This is a genomic window from Nonomuraea sp. GTA35 (assembly GCF_041950525.1).
Lineage (GTDB): Bacteria > Actinomycetota > Actinomycetes > Streptosporangiales > Streptosporangiaceae > Nonomuraea.
Genome location: NZ_JBGNUV010000002.1, coordinates 833,240 through 849,703, shown reverse-complemented (window position 1 = coordinate 849,703; position 16,464 = coordinate 833,240). Strand labels below are relative to the sequence as shown.

Genomic DNA, 16,464 nt, shown 5'->3' with positions numbered 1-16,464 from the left:
GAGTGTCGAAGGGGTCAGGCGCAGGCCGCCTCGTAGACGCGTACGAGCTCCTGGCTCACCCGCTCCCAGGAGTAACGCGAGCGCGCCCGGTCGGCGCCCGCGTAGCCCAGCGCGGTGCGCAGGGTCGGGTCGTAGAGCAGCTCGCGGGCCAGCCGCGCGGTGCGGGCGGGCCGGTCCGGCGGCACCAGCAGGCCGGTGACGCCGTCGATGATGGAGTCGAGGTGCGCGCCCACGGCCGAGGCGATCACCGGCACGCCGCAGGCCATCGCCTCCAGCGCCACGATGCCCGTCACGGCCTCGCGCGGCACCGACACCACGGCGTCCGCGCTGCGCATCAGCTTCGGCACGGCGGCCCGCTTCACCTGGCCGAGCAGCGTCACCCGGTCGGACACGCCGAGCTGCTCCGCCAGCGCGCGCAGGCGGCGCGCGTCCCGGTCCTGGTCGAGGTCCTCCGGCTCGGGCCCGCCGGCGATGACCAGCTCGACGTCCCCGAGGCCCGGCAGCGCCCGCACGATGGTGTGCGCGCCGCGGTCGATCGAGAGCGGCCCCACGTGCAGGAGGCGCTTGCGGCTGCCGCGCGTGGCGACCGCGCCCCGGCGCTGGAAGCGCTCGGTGTCCACGCCGTACGGCACCACGGCGATGTTGCCGCGCGGCACGCCCAGCCTGATCAGCGCCGACTCCTCGTCGCCCGAGCCCGCGATGACCGCGTCGGCCCGGCGGCCGAGCGCCCGCTCCAGCTCCATGTGCGTGGTGTCGACCGTGTGGAACGTCTGCGTGACCGGAACTCCCAGCCCCTTGGCGCCCGCCACGGCGACCAGCCCGCCGGTCCACGAGTGCGCGTGGATCACGTCGGGGCGCTCGTGGCTCCACCGCTGCATCAACTGGTTGCCGACCTCGTTGAGGTAGGGCACCACGTCGTCACCCGCGAGCTCCTTGGCCGGCCCCACGTCGATGTGCTCCAGCGTGACACCCGGGGCCACCCTCGTCTTGGGCTTGCCATCGGCGTTGTCACGGCGGGAGTAGATGGTGACGTGATGCTCGCGCCCCAGCTCGCGTGCTACGGACATGATCCGGTGGCGCTGGTTACCGTTTGCGGAAGCGACGATCGCGATATTCATGGCACACCTCAGCGTGGAAAGCCTTGAAGGTGTGCCTGCGTCTTAGGCACGTCGTTCTACTTCTCCGACCATACCCAGATTTCCGTCGATCGCAAACCCCCGCAGATCAGACACCTCGGAGCGCGAAGACCACGATCTCGTCCCAGACCTGGCCGCCGGAGAACGCGTGCCGGTCCGCCTCCACCGCCTTGACCACGGTGGACGGCGCCTGGCCCGCGCACCGGCTGAGCACGTCGGCCAGCCGCTCCTCTCCGTACGGCTCGCCGTGCTCGTTCCTGGAGGAGATCAGCCCCTCCGAGTAGAGCAACAGCGTCTCCCCCGGGGAGATCGTCAGGGTCTGCACCCCGGTCTCGGCCTCGGGCGAGATGCCCAGCGGCACGCCGCCGCCCGCCGCGAAGCGCACGCCGCCGTCCGGCTGCAGCGTCACGGCCGGATGGTGGCCGGCGGACGACAGCCGGATCTGCCGCCCCTTCACGAACCCGGCCACGGCCATCACGAACATGCCCGTGCCCTGCGTCACCAGGGCCTGGTTGACCTTGCGCATCACCAGGTCGGGATCGGTTTCCCAGACGCTGAGCACGCGCAGCCCGCCGCGCACCATGGCGCTGACCGAGGCCGCCTCCTCGCCCTTGCCCGCGGCCCCGCCCAGCGCGAAGCCCCAGCCACCCGAGACGGGGAACACGTCGTAGAACTCGGCGCCCACCGACGAGCCGGGGTGGTAGACGGCCGCCGCCTCGTAACCGGGCACGTCGGGCAGGTTGCGCGGGGCGACGCTGGCCGACAGGGCGTCCGCGGCCCGCGAGCGGCTCTGGAAGCTGCTCTGGGCGCGCACGGCCAGCCCGATCTGCAACCCGACCTCCTGCATGACGGCCAGGTCCGCCAGCGCGAACGGCGGCCTGTCGTGCGCCCGCACCAGCGTCAGGACCCCGTCGGCGCGGCCGATCGGCACGCACAGCACCGAGCCGGCGCCCATCGCGGTCAGCAGCGGCCCGTCGGCGCAGAAGCCGAGCAGCGTGTCGTCGTCCACCATCTCCAGCACCATGCCGGAGCCGCGCTCCAGCACCTGCAGCACGAGCTGGCCGGCCGACGGGTCGGCGGACTCGATCTGCCGGACGAGCTCGCCCAGCGGGTGGTTCTTCGGCGCCATGACGACCGAGCGGCGCGGCGCGCCGTCGCGGACCATGTCGGCGATCACCCAGTCGGCCCATTCGGCCGCCAGCAGCCGCGAGGCCCGCTGCAGCGCGACAGGGCGCAGCAGCGCCTCCTCGTCGAGCAGCAGCCTGCCCATGCGCGTCAGCAGGTCCTGCCGCCTGGCCGCGGCCAGCAGCAGCGCGCCGTCGCTCTGCTCGGGCCGGAGCGCGCCCGGCTCGGGGAGCTGCACCTCGGTCGGCAGCGCCACCGCCGCCACCATCTGCTGAGGCTCGCCCGGCATCGTCAGCCTGGTCAGCGCGAGCTGCACGGTGTGCGTGCGCCCCTGGTGCGCCAGCCGCGTCTCGAACGCCGCCGGCTGCCCGGTCTGCAGCACCGACGTCAGGTGCGAGCGGAACGCCGCCCGCCGCGACACGTCCACCAGCAGCGGGAACGAGCGCCCCACCAGGTAGCCGTCGGGGCTGCCCAGCACGCGGGAGGTCTCGGGGTTGATCCGCCGCACCACGCCGCCACCGTCGAGCACGATGACGGGCACCGGGAAGGCCCGCAGGACCTGGCGCAGCAGCTTCAGCTCCCGCTGGCCGCCGTCCTTGCGGCCGCCGGCCCGCTTGGGAGCCTTGCGCAGCTCTTCGCGGGCCTCGGCCAGCAGTTCGGCGGCGGTGTCGAGCTCGGCCAGCGCGGCATCCAGGGTGGGCGCCAGGTCGGCGGGGTAGGCGGTCCTCGCCTCACGCAACGAGGAGACGCGCCCGGCCAGCGCGTCAAGCGCGTGTTCGAGGTCCGGCATGGTCATGGTCTGACGCTACGCCACTCGGGATAATGCTAGCCATAAGGGGTAGAAGCTTGTTGCTATGGAATCGACCGCGATGATCACCCCCGTGCTCGCCCGAGACCTCGCCGCCCTGGGCCGGCTGGGGGAGGACACCTCGACGGAAAGCGTGCTGCGCGGCCTGACCACAGCCCTGGCCAACGGCGTCCCCAACTGCTCGGGCGCCTCCGCCGAGCACTGGCGCGACCACCGGGTCATCGTCTCCGGCTCCCACAGCGAGCTCATCATGCTCGTCGAGGGCGAGCGCGAGCTCGGGGAGGGCCCCTCCATCGAGGCCAGGCAGAGCGGCGGCCGTGCCACGGTGCCGGACGTGCTCAAGGAGACCCGCTGGCCCCGCTACGACGCGCTGGCCACCCGCTGGGGCGTGCGCTCGGTGCTCGTCGTCCCCATCGAGGCACCGCCCGCCCTGCTCGTCGTGGGCCTGTACTCCGTACGGCCAGGCGCCTTCTCCCCCCAGGGAGCGGGCTCGCTGGCCGACATGCTGAGCGAGCAGGTCGGGGTGGCCATAGCCAACATGTCGGACTTCGAGGAGGTGCGCACCGATCACGCGCAGCTCCAGGAGGCCCTGGCCGGCCGCTCCGTGATCGACCAGGCCAAGGGCATCATCATGCAGACCAGCGGATGCACCGCCGAGGCCGCCTTCGAGGAGCTGCGCAGGATCTCCCAGCACCACCAGGTCAAGGTGGCCGACCTGGCCAGGCTGCTGGTCGACGAGCACCAGCGCAAATCGGCGCGGCGCTGAGGCGGCCGGCCGTTCACTTGATGGCGGCCAGCGCGTCCTCCAGCGTGTCGTAGAGCGGCAGACGCTGAGCCAGGCCAGTGATCCACATCACCTTGGACTTGGAGTACTCGACCCCGATCAGCGCGAACTTGGCGCCCGCCGCCAGACTGGTCTGCCAGTGGTGCACGATCAGCCCGAGGGCGCGCGAATCCATGAACGTCACCCCGGCCAGGTCCAGGATCAGGTCCGAGCCCGCCATCGTCAGGTAGTCGGCGAACTGGGCCCGTGTCGTGGCGTCGAGCACGCCATCGACCCTGACCACGGTGATCTCGTCCACGGTCGACGACGTCAGGCTGAGGGCCGCCACTGGCTCCTCGCCGTTCTCCGGCATTGTCACGGGGCAACCCTACTGTCACCACGCGATCGAGGAATACTTCCCGCCACATGGGGGATACTGGAGCCGAAGTCCAGCAGAGGGCTTCGGTCTCGAGAGTAGAGCGAGGCGTGCCTCTGCATGGGCTTTTTCCTTGTGCGGCAGGCCGCCTGCGACCCATATGAGGAGCAGCGATGGCTGTGCAGGAATACATCCTCGAGGAGATGACCGCGGAAGAACTTCTGGCCGAGATGGTCAGGGAAGAGACGCCCGACAGCCACAGGGAGCGTCTGCGCGAGCGCATCGTCGAGATGCACCGGCCGCTCGCCATGGAGATCGCCCGGCGCTACCGCTACCGCGGCGAACCTTTGGAAGATCTCCTCCAGGCCGCGTATGTTGGCCTGATGAAGGCCGTCAACGGCTTCGACCCCACCCTCGGGCACGCGTTTCGGGGGTATGCGGTCGTGACGATGACCGGCGAGGTCAAGCGTCACTTCCGCGACCGTACCTGGGCCATCCGGGTGCCCCGGCTCTACCAGGAGCGCCGCTCCGAGCTCAACCGGCTCGTGGCCGACCTCAGCCAGGACCTCGGCCGGTCCCCGACCGTGGCCGAGCTGGCCACCAAGATGAACATCAGCGAGGAGGACGTCCTGCTCACGCTCGACGCCTCCGCCGCCTACAGCACTCTGTCGCTCGACGCGCCGCTGGGCACCGACGACGACGCCGCCTCGCTCGGCGACGTCATCCCCGAGGACGACGACACGCTGAGCAACATGGTCGACAGGGAAGCCGTCAAACCGCTCATCGACGCGCTGCCCTCCCGCGAGAAGCACATCCTGCTGCTGCGCTTCTTCGGCAACATGACGCAGGCCGAGATCGCGGCCGAGTTCGGAATCTCCCAGATGCATGTTTCGCGCATTCTCCGCAAAGTTCTCGACCAGCTTCGCACCGAGCTGGTCGGCTGACGAAGGCGGTCGCCGGGTGAACGAGGACGTCGAGCCTCAGTCGGGCTACACGAGCCCGCCACCCGGCGCGCCCGTGAAGTCGCTGCTGTTCCGGCTGCCGGACCTGCCAGAGGTCCGGCAGTTCGCCGAGGAAGAAGCTCGTGCCGTCGGCATGCCGGAAGAGGTCATCGGCGACTTCGTCATCGCCGTCAACGAGGTGGCGACCAACGCCGTCACCCACGGGGCCGCGGACGCCCGCATGCGTACCTGGGTGATCAGCGGGGATCTGATCGTCGAGGTGCACGACGAGGGCGCCTGGAAGCCGGGGCCCATGCCGGGCGCCGTGGGCGGCATGGGGCTGTGGGTCGCGCGGCTGCTCTCCTCGGATCTGACCCTGCGCGTCGGCAGCGGCGGCAGCACGGTGATCATGAGGTTCCCCGGCAAGGGCTGACCCTCCGAGCAGCAGATCGCCGGGCGGCACGGCCGCCCGGCGATCCTTGTCGGTTCATCTATCGGCGGGCTCGGCCGCCGCGCCAGTTGCTGTAACCCGTGCGGATGCTGGCCGTGCCGACGCCTGCCTGGTGCAGGGCCAGCAGGGTCAGCCCCAGCAGGACGAACGTCATGCCGGAGAACCCGCCGGGAATCGTCGCGCCTACCAGGTCGAGCAGGAAGCCCAGCCCGAAGATGATCGCTGCGATGACCGCGAGCATGTCATGTCACCTCATTCCCTGACTCTGGAACGGATCAGGCTGCGAGGTCTGCGCCGGCTGCGCTGACTGCGCTGACTGTGCCGGCTGTGCCGGTGACTTGCTGGACAGCGCCAGCAGGCGTTCCAGGACCGTCCTGTAGTCGCGCAGGGCCAGGCGCAGTTGCTCGGTGTCGGCGCTGCTCCCGGTCTCCTTCCAGCGGTCGCGCAGGGCGTTGGTCCGGTTGGTCAGGGTGCTGGTCAGGGAGTCCACCACCTCGCCGACCAGACCGTCGGCCCGCTGCACGGCCTGGCCGGGGTCGTCCACGAAGGAGGACTGCAGGTCGCGCCAGCGGGCCTGCACCTCGGCGGGGTCCTGGTCGAACAGCACGATGTCGTCGGGGGCGGCGTGGGAGCCCTGGGTGGCGTGGGCCGGGTCGGGCTCGGCCAGCATGTCGCCGTCGGTCCTGGCGTACGGGTCCCGGTAGGGGGCCTCGTCGTCGGGGACGGCGGCGCCGGGAACAGGGACTGCCGGAACGGCGCCGGGAACAGGGGCTCCCGGAACGGCGGCGGCGGGAGTGGCGGCGCCCGGGACGGCCGCCGCGTGCTCGTCGTCGAGGCGCGGGCCGCGGCCCGTGCCGTCGTCCTCCTCGTCGTTGTGCCGGGGAAGGTTCTCGGTCCTGGCCTCGCTGCGGGCGAGCTCGTCGCCGTCGACGGGGTCGTTCCTCAGCGCGTCCCTGTCCCTGTCGTGATCGTTGTCGCGGTCGTTGTCGTTGTCGTTGTCCGGCACGTCGTTGCGCTGCTGCTGCGACGGGACCTTCAGCTCGTCGCTGCTCATATCGTTCACCGTCCTCGGGTGGTTTCATGCAGCAGCTCCTCGAACAGCGCGCGGTAGTGCACCATGGCCTGCCGGAGGTCCTCGGTGGAGGCCTCCTTCCTGGCCGCGCGCCCGCTGATCTCGTGAGCCGTCCTGTAGTGGTCGAGTGTCGCGGCGTGCCCCACCGACAGATCGGACACCCGCTGCTCGAAGTCCTCCGTGGGGTAACCCCGCTCCGCCATGACCGCGGTGACCAGCTGGTCTGCCTCGGTCACCGCGAACCCGGGCGCGTCCACGAAACGTTCCTGCACCTCGGTCCACCGGTTGGCGTAGGTGTCGCGCGACTCCTGCGTCAGAGGGCGGATGTCGAGCTCCGCATGCCGCTGCTCGCGGTCGAGCAGCTCCTGCTCCGCCTCGCGGCGGTTGTCGTGCTCGGCGACTATGCGTTCGTACTCGGGGCCGAAGCGTTCGCGGAGATGGGTGCGGCGCTTCTGCTGCTGCAGCACGAAATAGCCGACTGCGGCGAGCGCCACCACCGCGACCACGACGACGGCCACCCAAGCCCAGGTGGTCATGATGTTCGCCTCCGGTCTCTGTGTCGAGACCAGCGACTGCCCTCGAACGGCAGGTCGAAACGCCTTTCTCAGCGGGCGTCGAGCGCCTTCCTGGCCGCGGCAAGCACGGATGCGACGTGCGAGCCCTGAGGGGCGGCGGGCACCTCGGTGAAGCCCTCGGCGGCGTCGTAGCGCACGTCGAGCCCGGCCTCGACGAGCCGCTGCGCCCACCGCAGCGCCGTGTTCAGCCGCTCCGCCGCCGGCGGCTTGCCCTGGGCCGCGGCCGACAGGTTCCGCAGGTTCGTGGCCGGCCCCGACTGGGCGTGCGCGCGGGCCAGCTTCCACGGGAGCGCGGCGCTGTGGTCCAGCATCGGCTTGGCCAGCCCGGCGGCCCGCTTGGCCTGCAGCACCCCTGACTCGCTGACGCCGAAGTGAGCGGCCAGATCCTGCACGCTCATCCCCTCCGCCACCCGCCGTGCCAGCTCCTGGCGATCAATGGTCGGCTTGCGCCCCACCTGGCAGCCTCCGCTCCCGCTCTCCGTGTACGCGTGCACGTCCGATGTGCGCTAAGGTTATGACGTCTCGCCCCCAAGAGGGGCGGCCGACACAGCCGGGACGTAGCGCAGCTTGGTAGCGCACTTGACTGGGGGTCAAGGGGTCGCAGGTTCAAATCCTGTCGTCCCGACCAGGTTTTCGCTGGTCGATCAGGGTGTCACTCATCAGGGTGACACCCTTTCGCATATCCGTCCGCAGCCTGCTGGAGCAGTACCCGCGGCGGCTCCGGCGGTGCGGCTGGTCATGCGTACTCGCCGGCCAGCAGGTGGCGATAGGTGGCCAGGTGGCGTACGAAGCCGGCCGTCACCGCGCCGACGACGCGTCCGTCGCGGTGGTACTCGGCGAGGAACCGGCCATCCGGTTCGAGGTGGATCAGCCGCGGCCGGCAGCCGGTGCCGGTCACCCCGACAGAGCGCAGCCGGTGGCCGTACAGGTCGCACCAGAACGACGGCACCGGGCCGGCCGGGGCGGCGGCGCCGAGCAGCGACCGGGCCGCGTGCGCGCCCTGCCCGGCGGCGTCACTGTAATGCTCCACCCGCACGAGCTGTCCGCCGAGCAGGCCGGACGGCCGGCGGGCGACGTCTCCGGCCGCCGCCACCCCCGGCGCGGCCAGCCCGTGGCGGTCGACGACGACACCGTCGTCCAGGCGCAGCCCGGTGCCGCGCAGCCAGCCGGTCTCCGGTTCGGCGCCGAGAGCCACGACGAGCAGGCCCGCCGGGAGCACCGTGCCGTCGTCGAGGTGCACGCGCTCCACCCGGCCGGCGCCGGCGGCGGTGACCACGCGGCGGCCGAGCCGCAGGTCGACGCCGTGGGCCCGGTGCAGGTCAGCGATGACGGCGCCGAGGCGCTCACCCAGCGGCCGGCGCAGCGGCACCCGGCCGGGATCCACCAGGGTGACCCGCAGGTCCAGGCCGCGCAGGGTGGCGGCGAGCTCCGAGCCGATGAACCCGGCGCCGGCGATCACCACGCGGGGACGGGCGCCGAGCGCGGCACGCAGCGCCCGGGCGTCGTCGAGGCCGCGCAGCGTGACCACGCCGGGCAGGCCACCGGTGCCCGGCAGCGTTCTGGCCCGCGCTCCGGTGGCGATGACCAGACCGTCGAACGTGACGGGCTCCAGGGCGCCGCGGTGCAGCCGGCGGCCGGGCAGGTCCAGGCCGGTGGCCGCGTGGCCCAGCAACCAGGTCGCGCCGAGTTCGCCGGTGCCGGGCAGCCCGACGTCGGCATCGTGATCGAGCAGGAACTCCTTGGACAGGGGCGGCCTGCGGTAGGGCAGGTGGCGCTCGGCGCCGACCATGCTGATCTCGCCGTCGTATCCGAGGCGGCGCAGTTCCTGCGCGGCGGTCAGCCCGGCCAGGCCGGCGCCGGCGATGGCGATGCGGCGCATCGCTCAACCCCCGTCCAGGGAGATGGCCCCCACCGGGCAGGCCCGCACGGCCTGCTCGATCGCGGGCCGCAGCGCGTCATCGGGCGTGGCGTCGTACACCAGCTCGTCATCGTCGTTGAGGGCGAACACCGCCGGAGCGGCGAACACGCACTGGGCATGGGTCTCGCACAGGGTCATGTCGACACGGACGCGCATGGCTTCCTTTCGTCCGGGGAGGGGTCAGGCGGGGTTGAACCGCGAGTACTTGCCGAAGGACCAGCGCTGGGGGAGGCCGCCGGTGACCTGGACGACTCGTTCGACGTCGAAGTCGATCAGGCGCTGCGCGCCTGGCACGGCGGCGGCTCGGGCCGGATCCCAGTCGACGCGGGCCCGGCCGGTCAGGTGCAGCGTGTGCCCGTTCTCCCAGTCCAGGAAGAGCAGCCCGCAGCGCGGTTCGAGCTCGAGGTTGCCCAGCGTCATGTACATCGAGTTGCCGAGGTAGTCGGGCCACGTCAGGCGGCGAGCGCCGGACACCGTGACGAATCCGGGGTTGCCGCCGCGGTGCGACGCGTCGGCCCCCAGCCCCGCCACCCGGGTGGCGATGAAGAACGTGTCGGCCCCGGCGATCCACCGCCGCTGCTCGGCGGTCAGCTCGCCGGTGACGCGTGCCGTCCTGCCCGCCGGAGGCGCGGCGTCGGCGTGGGTGCGGGTCTGGATGTACTTCGGGCAGTTGGAGTACACCTGTTCGGTGCGGACCACGAGCCGGCCACCGTCGCGGCGGGCACGGCCGTTGACCCGCATGCGCCTGCGGCTGGACGGCTCGATCGCGAGGATGCCGATGTCCCGCCCCGCGTCGAACGCGCCGGCGAGCGGATCGCCGGCTCCGGGCAGCCCGTCGGCGACGACGGTACGGTCATCGGGCGCGGTGATGAACCCGGGCGGGCCGGTGAGCGCACCGGCCCATGGGGAGCCGGCGTCGTCGGCGGCCGCGATCACCACCAGGCGCTGCAGGCTGAGGAACTCCGCGGCCACCGGGGGGACGGCCGCGCCCACGCCGGCCGATCCCCAGCCGTCGGCCGTCACTCCGGCGCGGCGCTGCACCGCGCGTTCGCCTTGGTGAAGCATGGATGATCCCTTCCGTTGCCGGCCCGGGCCGCGGCGTACGGCCCGGGCGCCGGCGGCTCTGTTAGAAGAAGCCGCACGTCGGAGCGCCCTGGACGGGCGCCGGTGCGAGGTCGGCGCCGGTGGGCGCGTAGATCTCCAGGCGGATGCCGTCCGGGTCGGTGAAGAAGACGCCGCCGGAGGCCGCGCCCTCCCCGTGCGGCACGATCCCGTCGTAGGCGAACTCCACCCCGAGGTCCTTCAGGACGGCCTCGGAGCGGCGGACCGCCTCGATGTCGGGCACCTGGAACGACAGGTGGTGCAAGCCGGGGCGATCGGTGACGAACGTGCCGCCGCTCTGCTGCCACAACGCCACCACCAGGGTGCCGTCGCGGCCGAGGAGGGCGAACCTGCGGTCGCCGTCGGTCCGCTCGGCCATCACCTCGAAGCCGAAGACCGTGCCGTAGAAGGAGGTGGAACGTGCCAGGTCGGTCACGTTCAGGGCGACGTGCCCGGTCTGGAAGGCCGGTGTGCTCATGCGAAGTACTCCAAGCTGGACGGGAAAGGACGAGGCTGCAGCTCCGTTTCTAACGGACTGTAGACCTGCTTGCCATTAGAATGCTGGCAGCCGTTTCTAGCGGTGTCAACTCGGAGGTAGCGTTAGAAAAGTGGAAGTGGCACATCTTGCGGGTGGCGGCGCCCCGCTCCTGGGCGAACCGCCGCCGATCGAACTCGGCAACACCTCGTACGCGGCCAGAGGCCGTCCCAAGGAGGGGCTGCAGAACGCCGGGCACCTGGCGGCGTGGCTGCGTGACATGCGCCCGCGCCTGGCGGTCACGCTCGCGGACGCCGACCTCGACGGCGTGACCGACGGCGACCTGCAGGCCGCCAGGGAGCTCAGGGACGTCATCCGCTCGCTCGCCGCCGCGATCGTGGACGGCCGCGAACCCGATCCGGCCGTGGTCGCGACCCTGAACCGCCATGCGAGCCAGGCCCCGCGGTGGCGCGAGCTGCGCACGGACCCCGAGCCGCACATGGCGGTGCGCACCGCGGGCCGGCCCGTCACGGCGGCGCTCGGGTGGCTGGCCGAGGACGCCGTCGCCCTGTTCGCCGGGCCGCTCCGCCACGAGCTGCGCGCCTGCCACGGCCCCGGCTGCGTGTTGTACTTCGTCCGCGAGAGCCCGCGGCGCGAGTGGTGCTCACCCGGCTGCGGCAACCGCGCCCGGGCCGCCCGCCACTACGCCAAGGTGCGGCAGGGGCCCCGGGCCGGGGGAGCGGAGAGCTGAACGGCGCCTCGCTCACGAGGTGAGACCGGAGGCGCCGTGCTGGTGAGGAGTTTCGACGGTCAGCTGATCTGCATGACGACGGCCTTGGGCTCGGTGAAGAACTCGCGGCTGAAGGTGCCGCCCTCGCGGCCGACGCCCGAGTCGCCGACGCCGCCGAAGGGAGCGCGCAGGTCGCGGATGAAGAAGCAGTTCACCCAGACCGTGCCGGCGCGCAGGCGGGCCGAGACGCGGTGGGCGCGCGACAGGTTCTCGGTGAACAGCATGGCGTTGAGCCCGTAGCGGGTGCCGTTCATGAGCGCCACGACCTCGTCCTCGGTGTCGAACGGGGTGACCGTGACCACCGGGCCGAAGATCTCCTCGCGCTGGTGGCGGCCGGTGGCGGGCATGCCGGTGACGATGGTGGGCCGGACGAACCAGCCGTCGCCGAGCCCGCCCGAGTGCACGGTGCCGCCCTCGCCGGCGATGGTCTCGACGTAGCCGCGGACCTTGCGGTAGTGGGTCTCGGAGGCCAGCGGGCCGATCTCGGTGCTCTCCTGCTTGGGGTCGCCCAGGCGCATGGCCTCGGCGCCGGCCGTGAAGCGGGCCAGGAACTCCTCGAAGACCGGCCGCTGCACGTACAGGCGGGAGCCCGCCAGGCAGACCTGGCCGGCGTTGGTGAAGATCGCGCGAAGGGACCAGCTCACCGCGTTGTCCAGGTCGGCGTCGGCGAAGACGGCGTTGGCGCCCTTGCCGCCGAGCTCCAGGCTGACCGGCACCAGGTTCCGGGCGGCGGCGGCCGAGATGACCCGCCCCGTCGCGGACTCTCCGGTGAAGGTGATGCGGTCGATGCCGGGGTGCTCGGTGAGCGCCTGGCCGGCGGAGTCCGGGCCGTAGCCGTGCACGACGTTCAGCACGCCGGGCGGCAGGCCCGCCTCCAGCGCGAGCCGGGCGAGGATGGTGGCCGAGGCGGGGGTGTCCTCGGCGGGCTTGAGCACGACCGTGTTGCCCCAGGCCAGCGCGGGCGCGATCTTCCAGGTCTCCAGCATGAGCGGGAAGTTCCACGGCGCGATGGCGGCGGCCACGCCCACGGGGTCGTAGCGGGTGTAGGCGTGGTGGCCGGAGTCCATGGGCAGGGCCTCGGCGGGCGTCAGCCGGGCGTGGTCGGCGAAGAAGCGGAAGTTGTCGGCGGAGCGGGGCACGTCCTTGCCGCGGCTCTGGGCGATCGGCTTGCCCATGTCGCGGGTGTCGGCCAGGGCCAGCTTGTCCGTGTCGGCGGCGATGAGGTCGGCCAGGCGGTGCAGCAGCCGGCCGCGTTCGGTGCGGCTCATCCGCGGCCAGGGGCCTTCGTCGAAGGCCCGGCGGGCCGCCGTCACGGCCCGGTCCACCTCGCCGGCGCCGCCGAGCGCCACCTCCGCCCAGGGCTCGCGGGTGTAGGGGTCGACGTCGGCGAACGTCTCGCCGCTCGCGGACTTCACCTCCGCGCCGTCGATCACGTGTCCGAAGAATTCCATGTCAGCCTCCTCGGGAGTCTCGTTCGGCGAGCGTCTCGTCGCCTGCCGCCCAGTGGGTGCGCGGCACCTCGCGTACGATCACCCGGATGCTCTGCGCGGGGGCGCCGAGCGAGCGCTCCACGGCGGCGTGCACCTCGTGGATGAGCGCCCGGATCGCGGCAGGATCGCGCCCTTCTGACAGCGTCACCTCGACCAGCGGCATGTCACACCCCCGCCACGGTCAGCCCGCCGAGGCCGGCGAAGCGTACGGTCACCGGCGAGCCGCGCCGCGGCGGCACCGCCTGCTGCGCGCGGTAGGCGGTGGCCAGGTCCAGGCCGGGCCACTCGGCGGTGTTGGGGCCGCGGTCCGCGCGGTCGCGCTCCGCCTCCAGCAGCACCTCGGCGGTGCGCTCGATGGTCCAGTCGGTCATGGGTCAGCTCTGCCCGAGCGGCCGGCGGATCTGGGGCTGGGTGTGCACGCGGCGGGTCGGGCCCTGCCACATGTCGATGGAGCCCGGCTCGGCCGGGTCGAAGTAGCGGGGCCGCCAGGCGTCCTCGTCGGTGATGAGCCGCACGCCCCAGGAGTACTCGTACGTGATGCCCTCCGGGCCCTTGAAGTAGACGAAGACGGCCGTGGACTGCGGGTGGCGGCCGGGTCCCATCTCGATCTCGACGCCGCTGGCCTCCAGGAAGTGCCAGTTGCGCATGACGTCGTCGAGCGAGGCGACCTGGAAGTTGATGTGGCACAGGCCCGGCCGGCTGCCCTGGAAGACGGCCAGCTTGTGGTGGACCGGGTCGATGCGCATGAGGCAGGCCCAGTCGCCGATCCAGTCGGAGACGCGGGCGTTGAAGTGGCCGTTCCAGAAGCGGTACGCCTCGCGCACGTCGGGGGCGTCCAGGCACAGGTGGCCGAACTCGGTGATGCCGGCCGCGCGGCCGCCGTGCACGGGCGCGGTCAGCGTGACCTGGTCGATCGCCAGGTCGATGCGGTTGCCGAAGGGGTCGTCGAAGGCGATGAAGTCGCGGACGCGGCGGGAGCGGGCGGCGCCGGCGTCGCCCCGGGCGACGGCGATGCCGGCCTTCTCCAGCTCGGTCTCGGCGGCGGCCAGCGCGTCCTCGTCGCGGACCAGGAACCCGGAGCTGATCACCCCGGACTCGCCCTCGACCAGGGCCAGGCAGTGGTGGCGCTGGTCGGCGCGCAGGTAGGCGACGCCGTCCTCCTGGGTGGTCAGCTCCATGCCGACGATGTCCACGGCGAAGCGCACGGCGGTGTCCAGGTCGGCGGCGCCGGAGCGGACGTAGGCGATGTCGGTCAACTCGATCATGACGACTCCCGGAGATGGGACCAGATGCGGCCGGACAGTTCGGATCGCACGGCCCGCCACGCGTCCTGCTCGGCGGGCGTGAGGGGGACGGGGGTGCCCGAGGCCGCGGCGGTGGCGTTCATGCGGGCGCTGGCCTCCAGCACCCACATCAGGGCGACGGCCTCGCCGACGCTCGCGCCGACGGTCACCGCGCCGTTGCCCCGCATGACGAGGGCGGGGGCGTCGCCCAGGCGCTCGGCCAGCGCCCTGCCGCGGGCGCGGTCGCGTACCAGCACGGCGTCGTCGAGGACGGGCACCTCCGGGCCGAGGAACGCGCCCTGCCCGTGCAGCGGCAGGATCGGCACCCCGGCCGAGGCCAGCGCGGTGGCGGTGGGCGGCTGCGCCCGGCAGATCGCGCCCACGCCGGGGCGCGCCCCGGCGATCTCGACGTGGATCCACGCCTCGCGTGGCGCGCCTTCGGGCAGGCCGGCGGCGTCCAGCGGGATCTCCGCGTACGGGGCGTCGGGGCCGAGCGTGCCCAGCGGCACGGGCGGCGTCATGAGCAGCCGATCGCCCGGTAGCCGCGCCGACACGTGCCCGAACGCGGTGACCAGCCCGGCCGCCGCGAGCACCCGGCCCGCGTCCGCCAGCTCTGCCTTCACACCACGACCTCCTTGTCGATCAGGCAGGACCATACATGTATCTCGATACATGTTCTAGGGGTTCTGTGGCCCTCCCTATGCTGAGGGGCATGTCGCTTCAGCACGCGCTGCTCGGCGTCCTGGAGGCGCGCCCGATGAACGGGTACGAGCTGACCCGCTTCTTCGAGGCCGCCCCGCGCTGGGTGTGGTCCGCGCCGCACAGCCAGATCTATCCGACGCTGCGGCAGATGGAGCAGGCCGGCCTGATCGAGGGGCAGCAGGAGATCCGCGGCACGAAGCTGAGGCGGATGGTCTACTCGATCACCGAGCGGGGGCTGGAGGAGCTGCGCGCCTGGGTGGGCACCGGCCACGCCGCGCCGCCGGTGCGGGACGCGTTCTTCCTGCAGGCGCTCTTCTTCGACATGGTCGATCCGGAGCAGGCCGCGGCCGTGCTGCGGACGTACATCGCCGAGCAGGAGAAGCTGATCGCCGAATGGCGCGCCCACAGCGAGGCGCTGCTGGCCAAGGAGACCGACCTGCTCAAGGAACGGCTGAAGAACCGGCCGCCGGCCGAGCACGACCGGATCGCCAGGCTGAAGGCGCACGTCTTCGCCGGCCAGATCGCCGTCGCGCAGGCCCGCGCCGACTGGGCCCGCGAGAGCCTGCGCCTCCTGGCCGAGGACACCTGACCGCGAGGGCTCCGGCGTTCCTCAGCCGAGGTCCGGATGGGGGACGTAGCGGTCGGGGTGGATCAGGGCGAGGGCGGCGTCGTCGGCCATGAGGGTGTCCAGGTCGCGGATCCGCCAGCCGGCCGCGAGCAGCACCGGCACGAGAGGATGCGTGCCCGGTACGGCGATCTTCGCCGTGCCCGGCGTCGCGGTGACGGCCAGGGCGCCGAGGACGGCGTTCACGCAGTCCCGCGGTGCGGCTCCACCCGCTGGGCCGACCAGCGCCTGATCGGCGGTGGCGCGGACGAAGGCGTATCCTTCGCCCGCCGCGTACGCGGTGACCCCGGGCAGGGCCGCGTACCAGGCGAGGGTTCGCCCGCGGTCGCCGCCCGCGACGGCGGCGTCCAGGGCCGCGACCTCGTCAGGAGACGTCACGCGTACCGGCGGGCCGGGCAGGGCCGTCGCCGGCCCGGTCAGGTAGAGCAGCGGGCACCACGGACGCAGCCCGTGCCGCACGTACAGGGCCAGCGCGCGATGGTCGGACGAGGCGAAGGTCGCCTTGGGGCCGTCCCCGGCCAGCAGCCCCGCCAGCAGGGCCCGGCCGAGCCCCGACGACTGGTGGGCGGGCAGGACGAAGAGGTCGCCCAGGTGGGTGAGCCCGCCCCTGCGCAGGGTCCCGCCGAATCCCCGCGCCTGCCCGCCCTCGTCCCCGGGCTGGGCAGGCGCGATCAGCAGCGTCCCGAAGAGACGCTCGGCGTCGAGGAAGTCGGGGAGATCGGGGAGGCCGGGGCCCCAGCCGCCCAGCAGGCCGAAGCGCCGGGCCACGCCTCGCACGGCCGGCATGTCGCCCTCCGCCGCCGCCCGCACACCGGTCTCCAGCACGTCCCTGC

The 16,464-nt window shown here is 72.5% G+C and carries 22 protein-coding genes and 1 tRNA gene; 6 read left to right on the top strand and 17 right to left on the bottom strand.

Annotated elements, in window-relative coordinates; translation table 11 throughout:
* Positions 1-14: 14 nt before the first annotated feature.
* Entirely contained in the window at positions 15-1,067 is a 1,053-nt protein-coding gene (locus ACBJ32_RS10545; protein WP_375126564.1) for a glycosyltransferase, read from the bottom strand.
* 157 nt (positions 1,068-1,224) lie between these two features.
* A complete protein-coding gene (locus ACBJ32_RS10540; RefSeq protein ID WP_375126563.1) occupies positions 1,225-3,057 on the bottom strand; it encodes a SpoIIE family protein phosphatase in 1,833 nt (610 codons plus the stop codon).
* A 58-nt stretch (positions 3,058-3,115) separates the two neighbouring features.
* Between ACBJ32_RS10540 and ACBJ32_RS10535 the strand changes: the two genes are divergently transcribed.
* A complete protein-coding gene (locus ACBJ32_RS10535; protein WP_375126562.1) occupies positions 3,116-3,835 on the top strand; it encodes an ANTAR domain-containing protein in 720 nt (239 codons plus the stop codon).
* A gap of 13 nt (positions 3,836-3,848) precedes the next feature.
* Here ACBJ32_RS10535 and ACBJ32_RS10530 read toward each other — a convergent pair whose 3' ends face one another.
* Positions 3,849-4,205 carry an STAS domain-containing protein gene (locus tag ACBJ32_RS10530; RefSeq protein WP_357867066.1) on the bottom strand — a complete coding sequence of 119 codons (357 nt, stop codon included), beginning with the start codon at positions 4,203-4,205 and terminating at the stop codon, positions 3,849-3,851.
* Positions 4,206-4,381: 176 nt separating this feature from the next.
* Between ACBJ32_RS10530 and ACBJ32_RS10525 the strand changes: the two genes are divergently transcribed.
* Positions 4,382-5,152: a SigB/SigF/SigG family RNA polymerase sigma factor gene (locus ACBJ32_RS10525; RefSeq protein ID WP_357866273.1), complete on the top strand. Its 771-nt coding sequence runs from the start codon at positions 4,382-4,384 to the stop codon at positions 5,150-5,152.
* 16 nt (positions 5,153-5,168) lie between these two features.
* A complete protein-coding gene (locus ACBJ32_RS10520) occupies positions 5,169-5,582 on the top strand; it encodes an ATP-binding protein (RefSeq protein WP_375126561.1) in 414 nt (137 codons plus the stop codon).
* Positions 5,583-5,640: 58 nt separating this feature from the next.
* Here ACBJ32_RS10520 and ACBJ32_RS10515 read toward each other — a convergent pair whose 3' ends face one another.
* The 4 genes from ACBJ32_RS10515 to ACBJ32_RS10500 form a co-directional block, all read right to left on the bottom strand.
* Positions 5,641-5,841: a hypothetical protein gene (locus ACBJ32_RS10515; RefSeq protein ID WP_357866276.1), complete on the bottom strand. Its 201-nt coding sequence runs from the start codon at positions 5,839-5,841 to the stop codon at positions 5,641-5,643.
* A gap of 6 nt (positions 5,842-5,847) precedes the next feature.
* Positions 5,848-6,654, bottom strand: coding sequence for a hypothetical protein (locus tag ACBJ32_RS10510; RefSeq protein WP_375126560.1), 807 nt, complete (start codon positions 6,652-6,654; stop codon positions 5,848-5,850).
* A 5-nt stretch (positions 6,655-6,659) separates the two neighbouring features.
* Positions 6,660-7,208, bottom strand: coding sequence for a hypothetical protein (locus ACBJ32_RS10505; RefSeq protein WP_357866280.1), 549 nt, complete (start codon positions 7,206-7,208; stop codon positions 6,660-6,662).
* Positions 7,209-7,276: 68 nt separating this feature from the next.
* Positions 7,277-7,702 (bottom strand): helix-turn-helix domain-containing protein, encoded by a 426-nt coding sequence (locus ACBJ32_RS10500; protein WP_357866282.1) that lies wholly within the window; start codon positions 7,700-7,702, stop codon positions 7,277-7,279.
* 96 nt (positions 7,703-7,798) lie between these two features.
* On the opposite strand from ACBJ32_RS10500, the gene ACBJ32_RS10495 reads away from it, so the two are divergent.
* Positions 7,799-7,875: transfer RNA gene (locus ACBJ32_RS10495), tRNA-Pro, on the top strand.
* A gap of 108 nt (positions 7,876-7,983) precedes the next feature.
* Here ACBJ32_RS10495 and ACBJ32_RS10490 read toward each other — a convergent pair.
* The 4 genes from ACBJ32_RS10490 to ACBJ32_RS10475 form a co-directional block, all read right to left on the bottom strand.
* Positions 7,984-9,126 carry an NAD(P)/FAD-dependent oxidoreductase gene (locus tag ACBJ32_RS10490; protein WP_375126559.1) on the bottom strand — a complete coding sequence of 381 codons (1,143 nt, stop codon included), beginning with the start codon at positions 9,124-9,126 and terminating at the stop codon, positions 7,984-7,986.
* A gap of 3 nt (positions 9,127-9,129) precedes the next feature.
* A complete protein-coding gene (locus ACBJ32_RS10485; RefSeq protein ID WP_357866285.1) occupies positions 9,130-9,321 on the bottom strand; it encodes a ferredoxin in 192 nt (63 codons plus the stop codon).
* A gap of 24 nt (positions 9,322-9,345) precedes the next feature.
* Positions 9,346-10,230, bottom strand: a complete 885-nt coding sequence (locus tag ACBJ32_RS10480) for a pyridoxamine 5'-phosphate oxidase family protein (protein ID WP_375126558.1) — start codon at positions 10,228-10,230, stop codon at positions 9,346-9,348.
* Positions 10,231-10,291: 61 nt separating this feature from the next.
* On the bottom strand, positions 10,292-10,744 hold the full coding sequence (locus ACBJ32_RS10475) for a VOC family protein (RefSeq protein WP_375126557.1): 453 nt from the start codon (positions 10,742-10,744) through the stop codon (positions 10,292-10,294).
* Between the two features lie 136 nt (positions 10,745-10,880).
* Between ACBJ32_RS10475 and ACBJ32_RS10470 the strand changes: the two genes are divergently transcribed.
* Positions 10,881-11,492, top strand: coding sequence for a CGNR zinc finger domain-containing protein (locus tag ACBJ32_RS10470; RefSeq protein ID WP_375126556.1), 612 nt, complete (start codon positions 10,881-10,883; stop codon positions 11,490-11,492).
* Between the two features lie 59 nt (positions 11,493-11,551).
* Here the strand turns inward: ACBJ32_RS10470 and ACBJ32_RS10465 are convergent, their stop codons facing one another.
* From ACBJ32_RS10465 to ACBJ32_RS10445, 5 genes are read right to left on the bottom strand one after another with little or no spacing between them, the layout of a single operon-like run.
* Positions 11,552-12,982, bottom strand: coding sequence for an aldehyde dehydrogenase (locus ACBJ32_RS10465; RefSeq protein WP_375126555.1), 1,431 nt, complete (start codon positions 12,980-12,982; stop codon positions 11,552-11,554).
* 1 nt (position 12,983) lies between these two features.
* Positions 12,984-13,184 carry a tautomerase family protein gene (locus ACBJ32_RS10460; RefSeq protein WP_357866292.1) on the bottom strand — a complete coding sequence of 67 codons (201 nt, stop codon included), beginning with the start codon at positions 13,182-13,184 and terminating at the stop codon, positions 12,984-12,986.
* A 1-nt stretch (position 13,185) separates the two neighbouring features.
* Positions 13,186-13,392: a hypothetical protein gene (locus ACBJ32_RS10455; protein WP_375126554.1), complete on the bottom strand. Its 207-nt coding sequence runs from the start codon at positions 13,390-13,392 to the stop codon at positions 13,186-13,188.
* Positions 13,393-13,395: 3 nt separating this feature from the next.
* Positions 13,396-14,286 carry a VOC family protein gene (locus ACBJ32_RS10450; protein WP_375126553.1) on the bottom strand — a complete coding sequence of 297 codons (891 nt, stop codon included), beginning with the start codon at positions 14,284-14,286 and terminating at the stop codon, positions 13,396-13,398.
* On the bottom strand, positions 14,283-14,927 hold the full coding sequence (locus ACBJ32_RS10445; RefSeq protein WP_375126552.1) for a class II aldolase/adducin family protein: 645 nt from the start codon (positions 14,925-14,927) through the stop codon (positions 14,283-14,285). Before ACBJ32_RS10445 ends, ACBJ32_RS10450 begins: the two co-directional genes overlap by 4 nt.
* An 89-nt stretch (positions 14,928-15,016) precedes the next feature.
* On the opposite strand from ACBJ32_RS10445, the gene ACBJ32_RS10440 reads away from it, so the two are divergent.
* A complete protein-coding gene (locus ACBJ32_RS10440) occupies positions 15,017-15,595 on the top strand; it encodes a helix-turn-helix transcriptional regulator (protein ID WP_357866299.1) in 579 nt (192 codons plus the stop codon).
* A gap of 21 nt (positions 15,596-15,616) precedes the next feature.
* On the opposite strand, the gene ACBJ32_RS10435 is transcribed toward ACBJ32_RS10440, so the two are convergent.
* Positions 15,617-16,456: a GNAT family N-acetyltransferase gene (locus ACBJ32_RS10435; protein WP_375126551.1), complete on the bottom strand. Its 840-nt coding sequence runs from the start codon at positions 16,454-16,456 to the stop codon at positions 15,617-15,619.
* Positions 16,457-16,464 lie beyond the last annotated feature (8 nt).

Coding starts and splice junctions, on each gene's coding strand:
- ACBJ32_RS10515 (WP_357866276.1), bottom strand. CDS start 5,841: ATGCTCGCGGTCATCGCAGCGATCATCTTCGGGCTGGGCTTCCTGCTC.
- ACBJ32_RS10525 (WP_357866273.1), top strand. CDS start 4,382: ATGGCTGTGCAGGAATACATCCTCGAGGAGATGACCGCGGAAGAACTT.
- ACBJ32_RS10455 (WP_375126554.1), bottom strand. CDS start 13,392: ATGACCGACTGGACCATCGAGCGCACCGCCGAGGTGCTGCTGGAGGCG.
- ACBJ32_RS10475 (WP_375126557.1), bottom strand. CDS start 10,744: ATGAGCACACCGGCCTTCCAGACCGGGCACGTCGCCCTGAACGTGACC.
- ACBJ32_RS10480 (WP_375126558.1), bottom strand. CDS start 10,230: ATGCTTCACCAAGGCGAACGCGCGGTGCAGCGCCGCGCCGGAGTGACG.
- ACBJ32_RS10530 (WP_357867066.1), bottom strand. CDS start 4,205: ATGCCGGAGAACGGCGAGGAGCCAGTGGCGGCCCTCAGCCTGACGTCG.
- ACBJ32_RS10460 (WP_357866292.1), bottom strand. CDS start 13,184: ATGCCGCTGGTCGAGGTGACGCTGTCAGAAGGGCGCGATCCTGCCGCG.
- ACBJ32_RS10465 (WP_375126555.1), bottom strand. CDS start 12,982: ATGGAATTCTTCGGACACGTGATCGACGGCGCGGAGGTGAAGTCCGCG.
- ACBJ32_RS10545 (WP_375126564.1), bottom strand. CDS start 1,067: ATGTCCGTAGCACGCGAGCTGGGGCGCGAGCATCACGTCACCATCTAC.
- ACBJ32_RS10440 (WP_357866299.1), top strand. CDS start 15,017: ATGTCGCTTCAGCACGCGCTGCTCGGCGTCCTGGAGGCGCGCCCGATG.
- ACBJ32_RS10540 (WP_375126563.1), bottom strand. CDS start 3,057: ATGACCATGCCGGACCTCGAACACGCGCTTGACGCGCTGGCCGGGCGC.
- ACBJ32_RS10490 (WP_375126559.1), bottom strand. CDS start 9,126: ATGCGCCGCATCGCCATCGCCGGCGCCGGCCTGGCCGGGCTGACCGCC.
- ACBJ32_RS10510 (WP_375126560.1), bottom strand. CDS start 6,654: ATGAGCAGCGACGAGCTGAAGGTCCCGTCGCAGCAGCAGCGCAACGAC.
- ACBJ32_RS10485 (WP_357866285.1), bottom strand. CDS start 9,321: ATGCGCGTCCGTGTCGACATGACCCTGTGCGAGACCCATGCCCAGTGC.
- ACBJ32_RS10505 (WP_357866280.1), bottom strand. CDS start 7,208: ATGACCACCTGGGCTTGGGTGGCCGTCGTCGTGGTCGCGGTGGTGGCG.
- ACBJ32_RS10535 (WP_375126562.1), top strand. CDS start 3,116: ATGGAATCGACCGCGATGATCACCCCCGTGCTCGCCCGAGACCTCGCC.
- ACBJ32_RS10450 (WP_375126553.1), bottom strand. CDS start 14,286: ATGATCGAGTTGACCGACATCGCCTACGTCCGCTCCGGCGCCGCCGAC.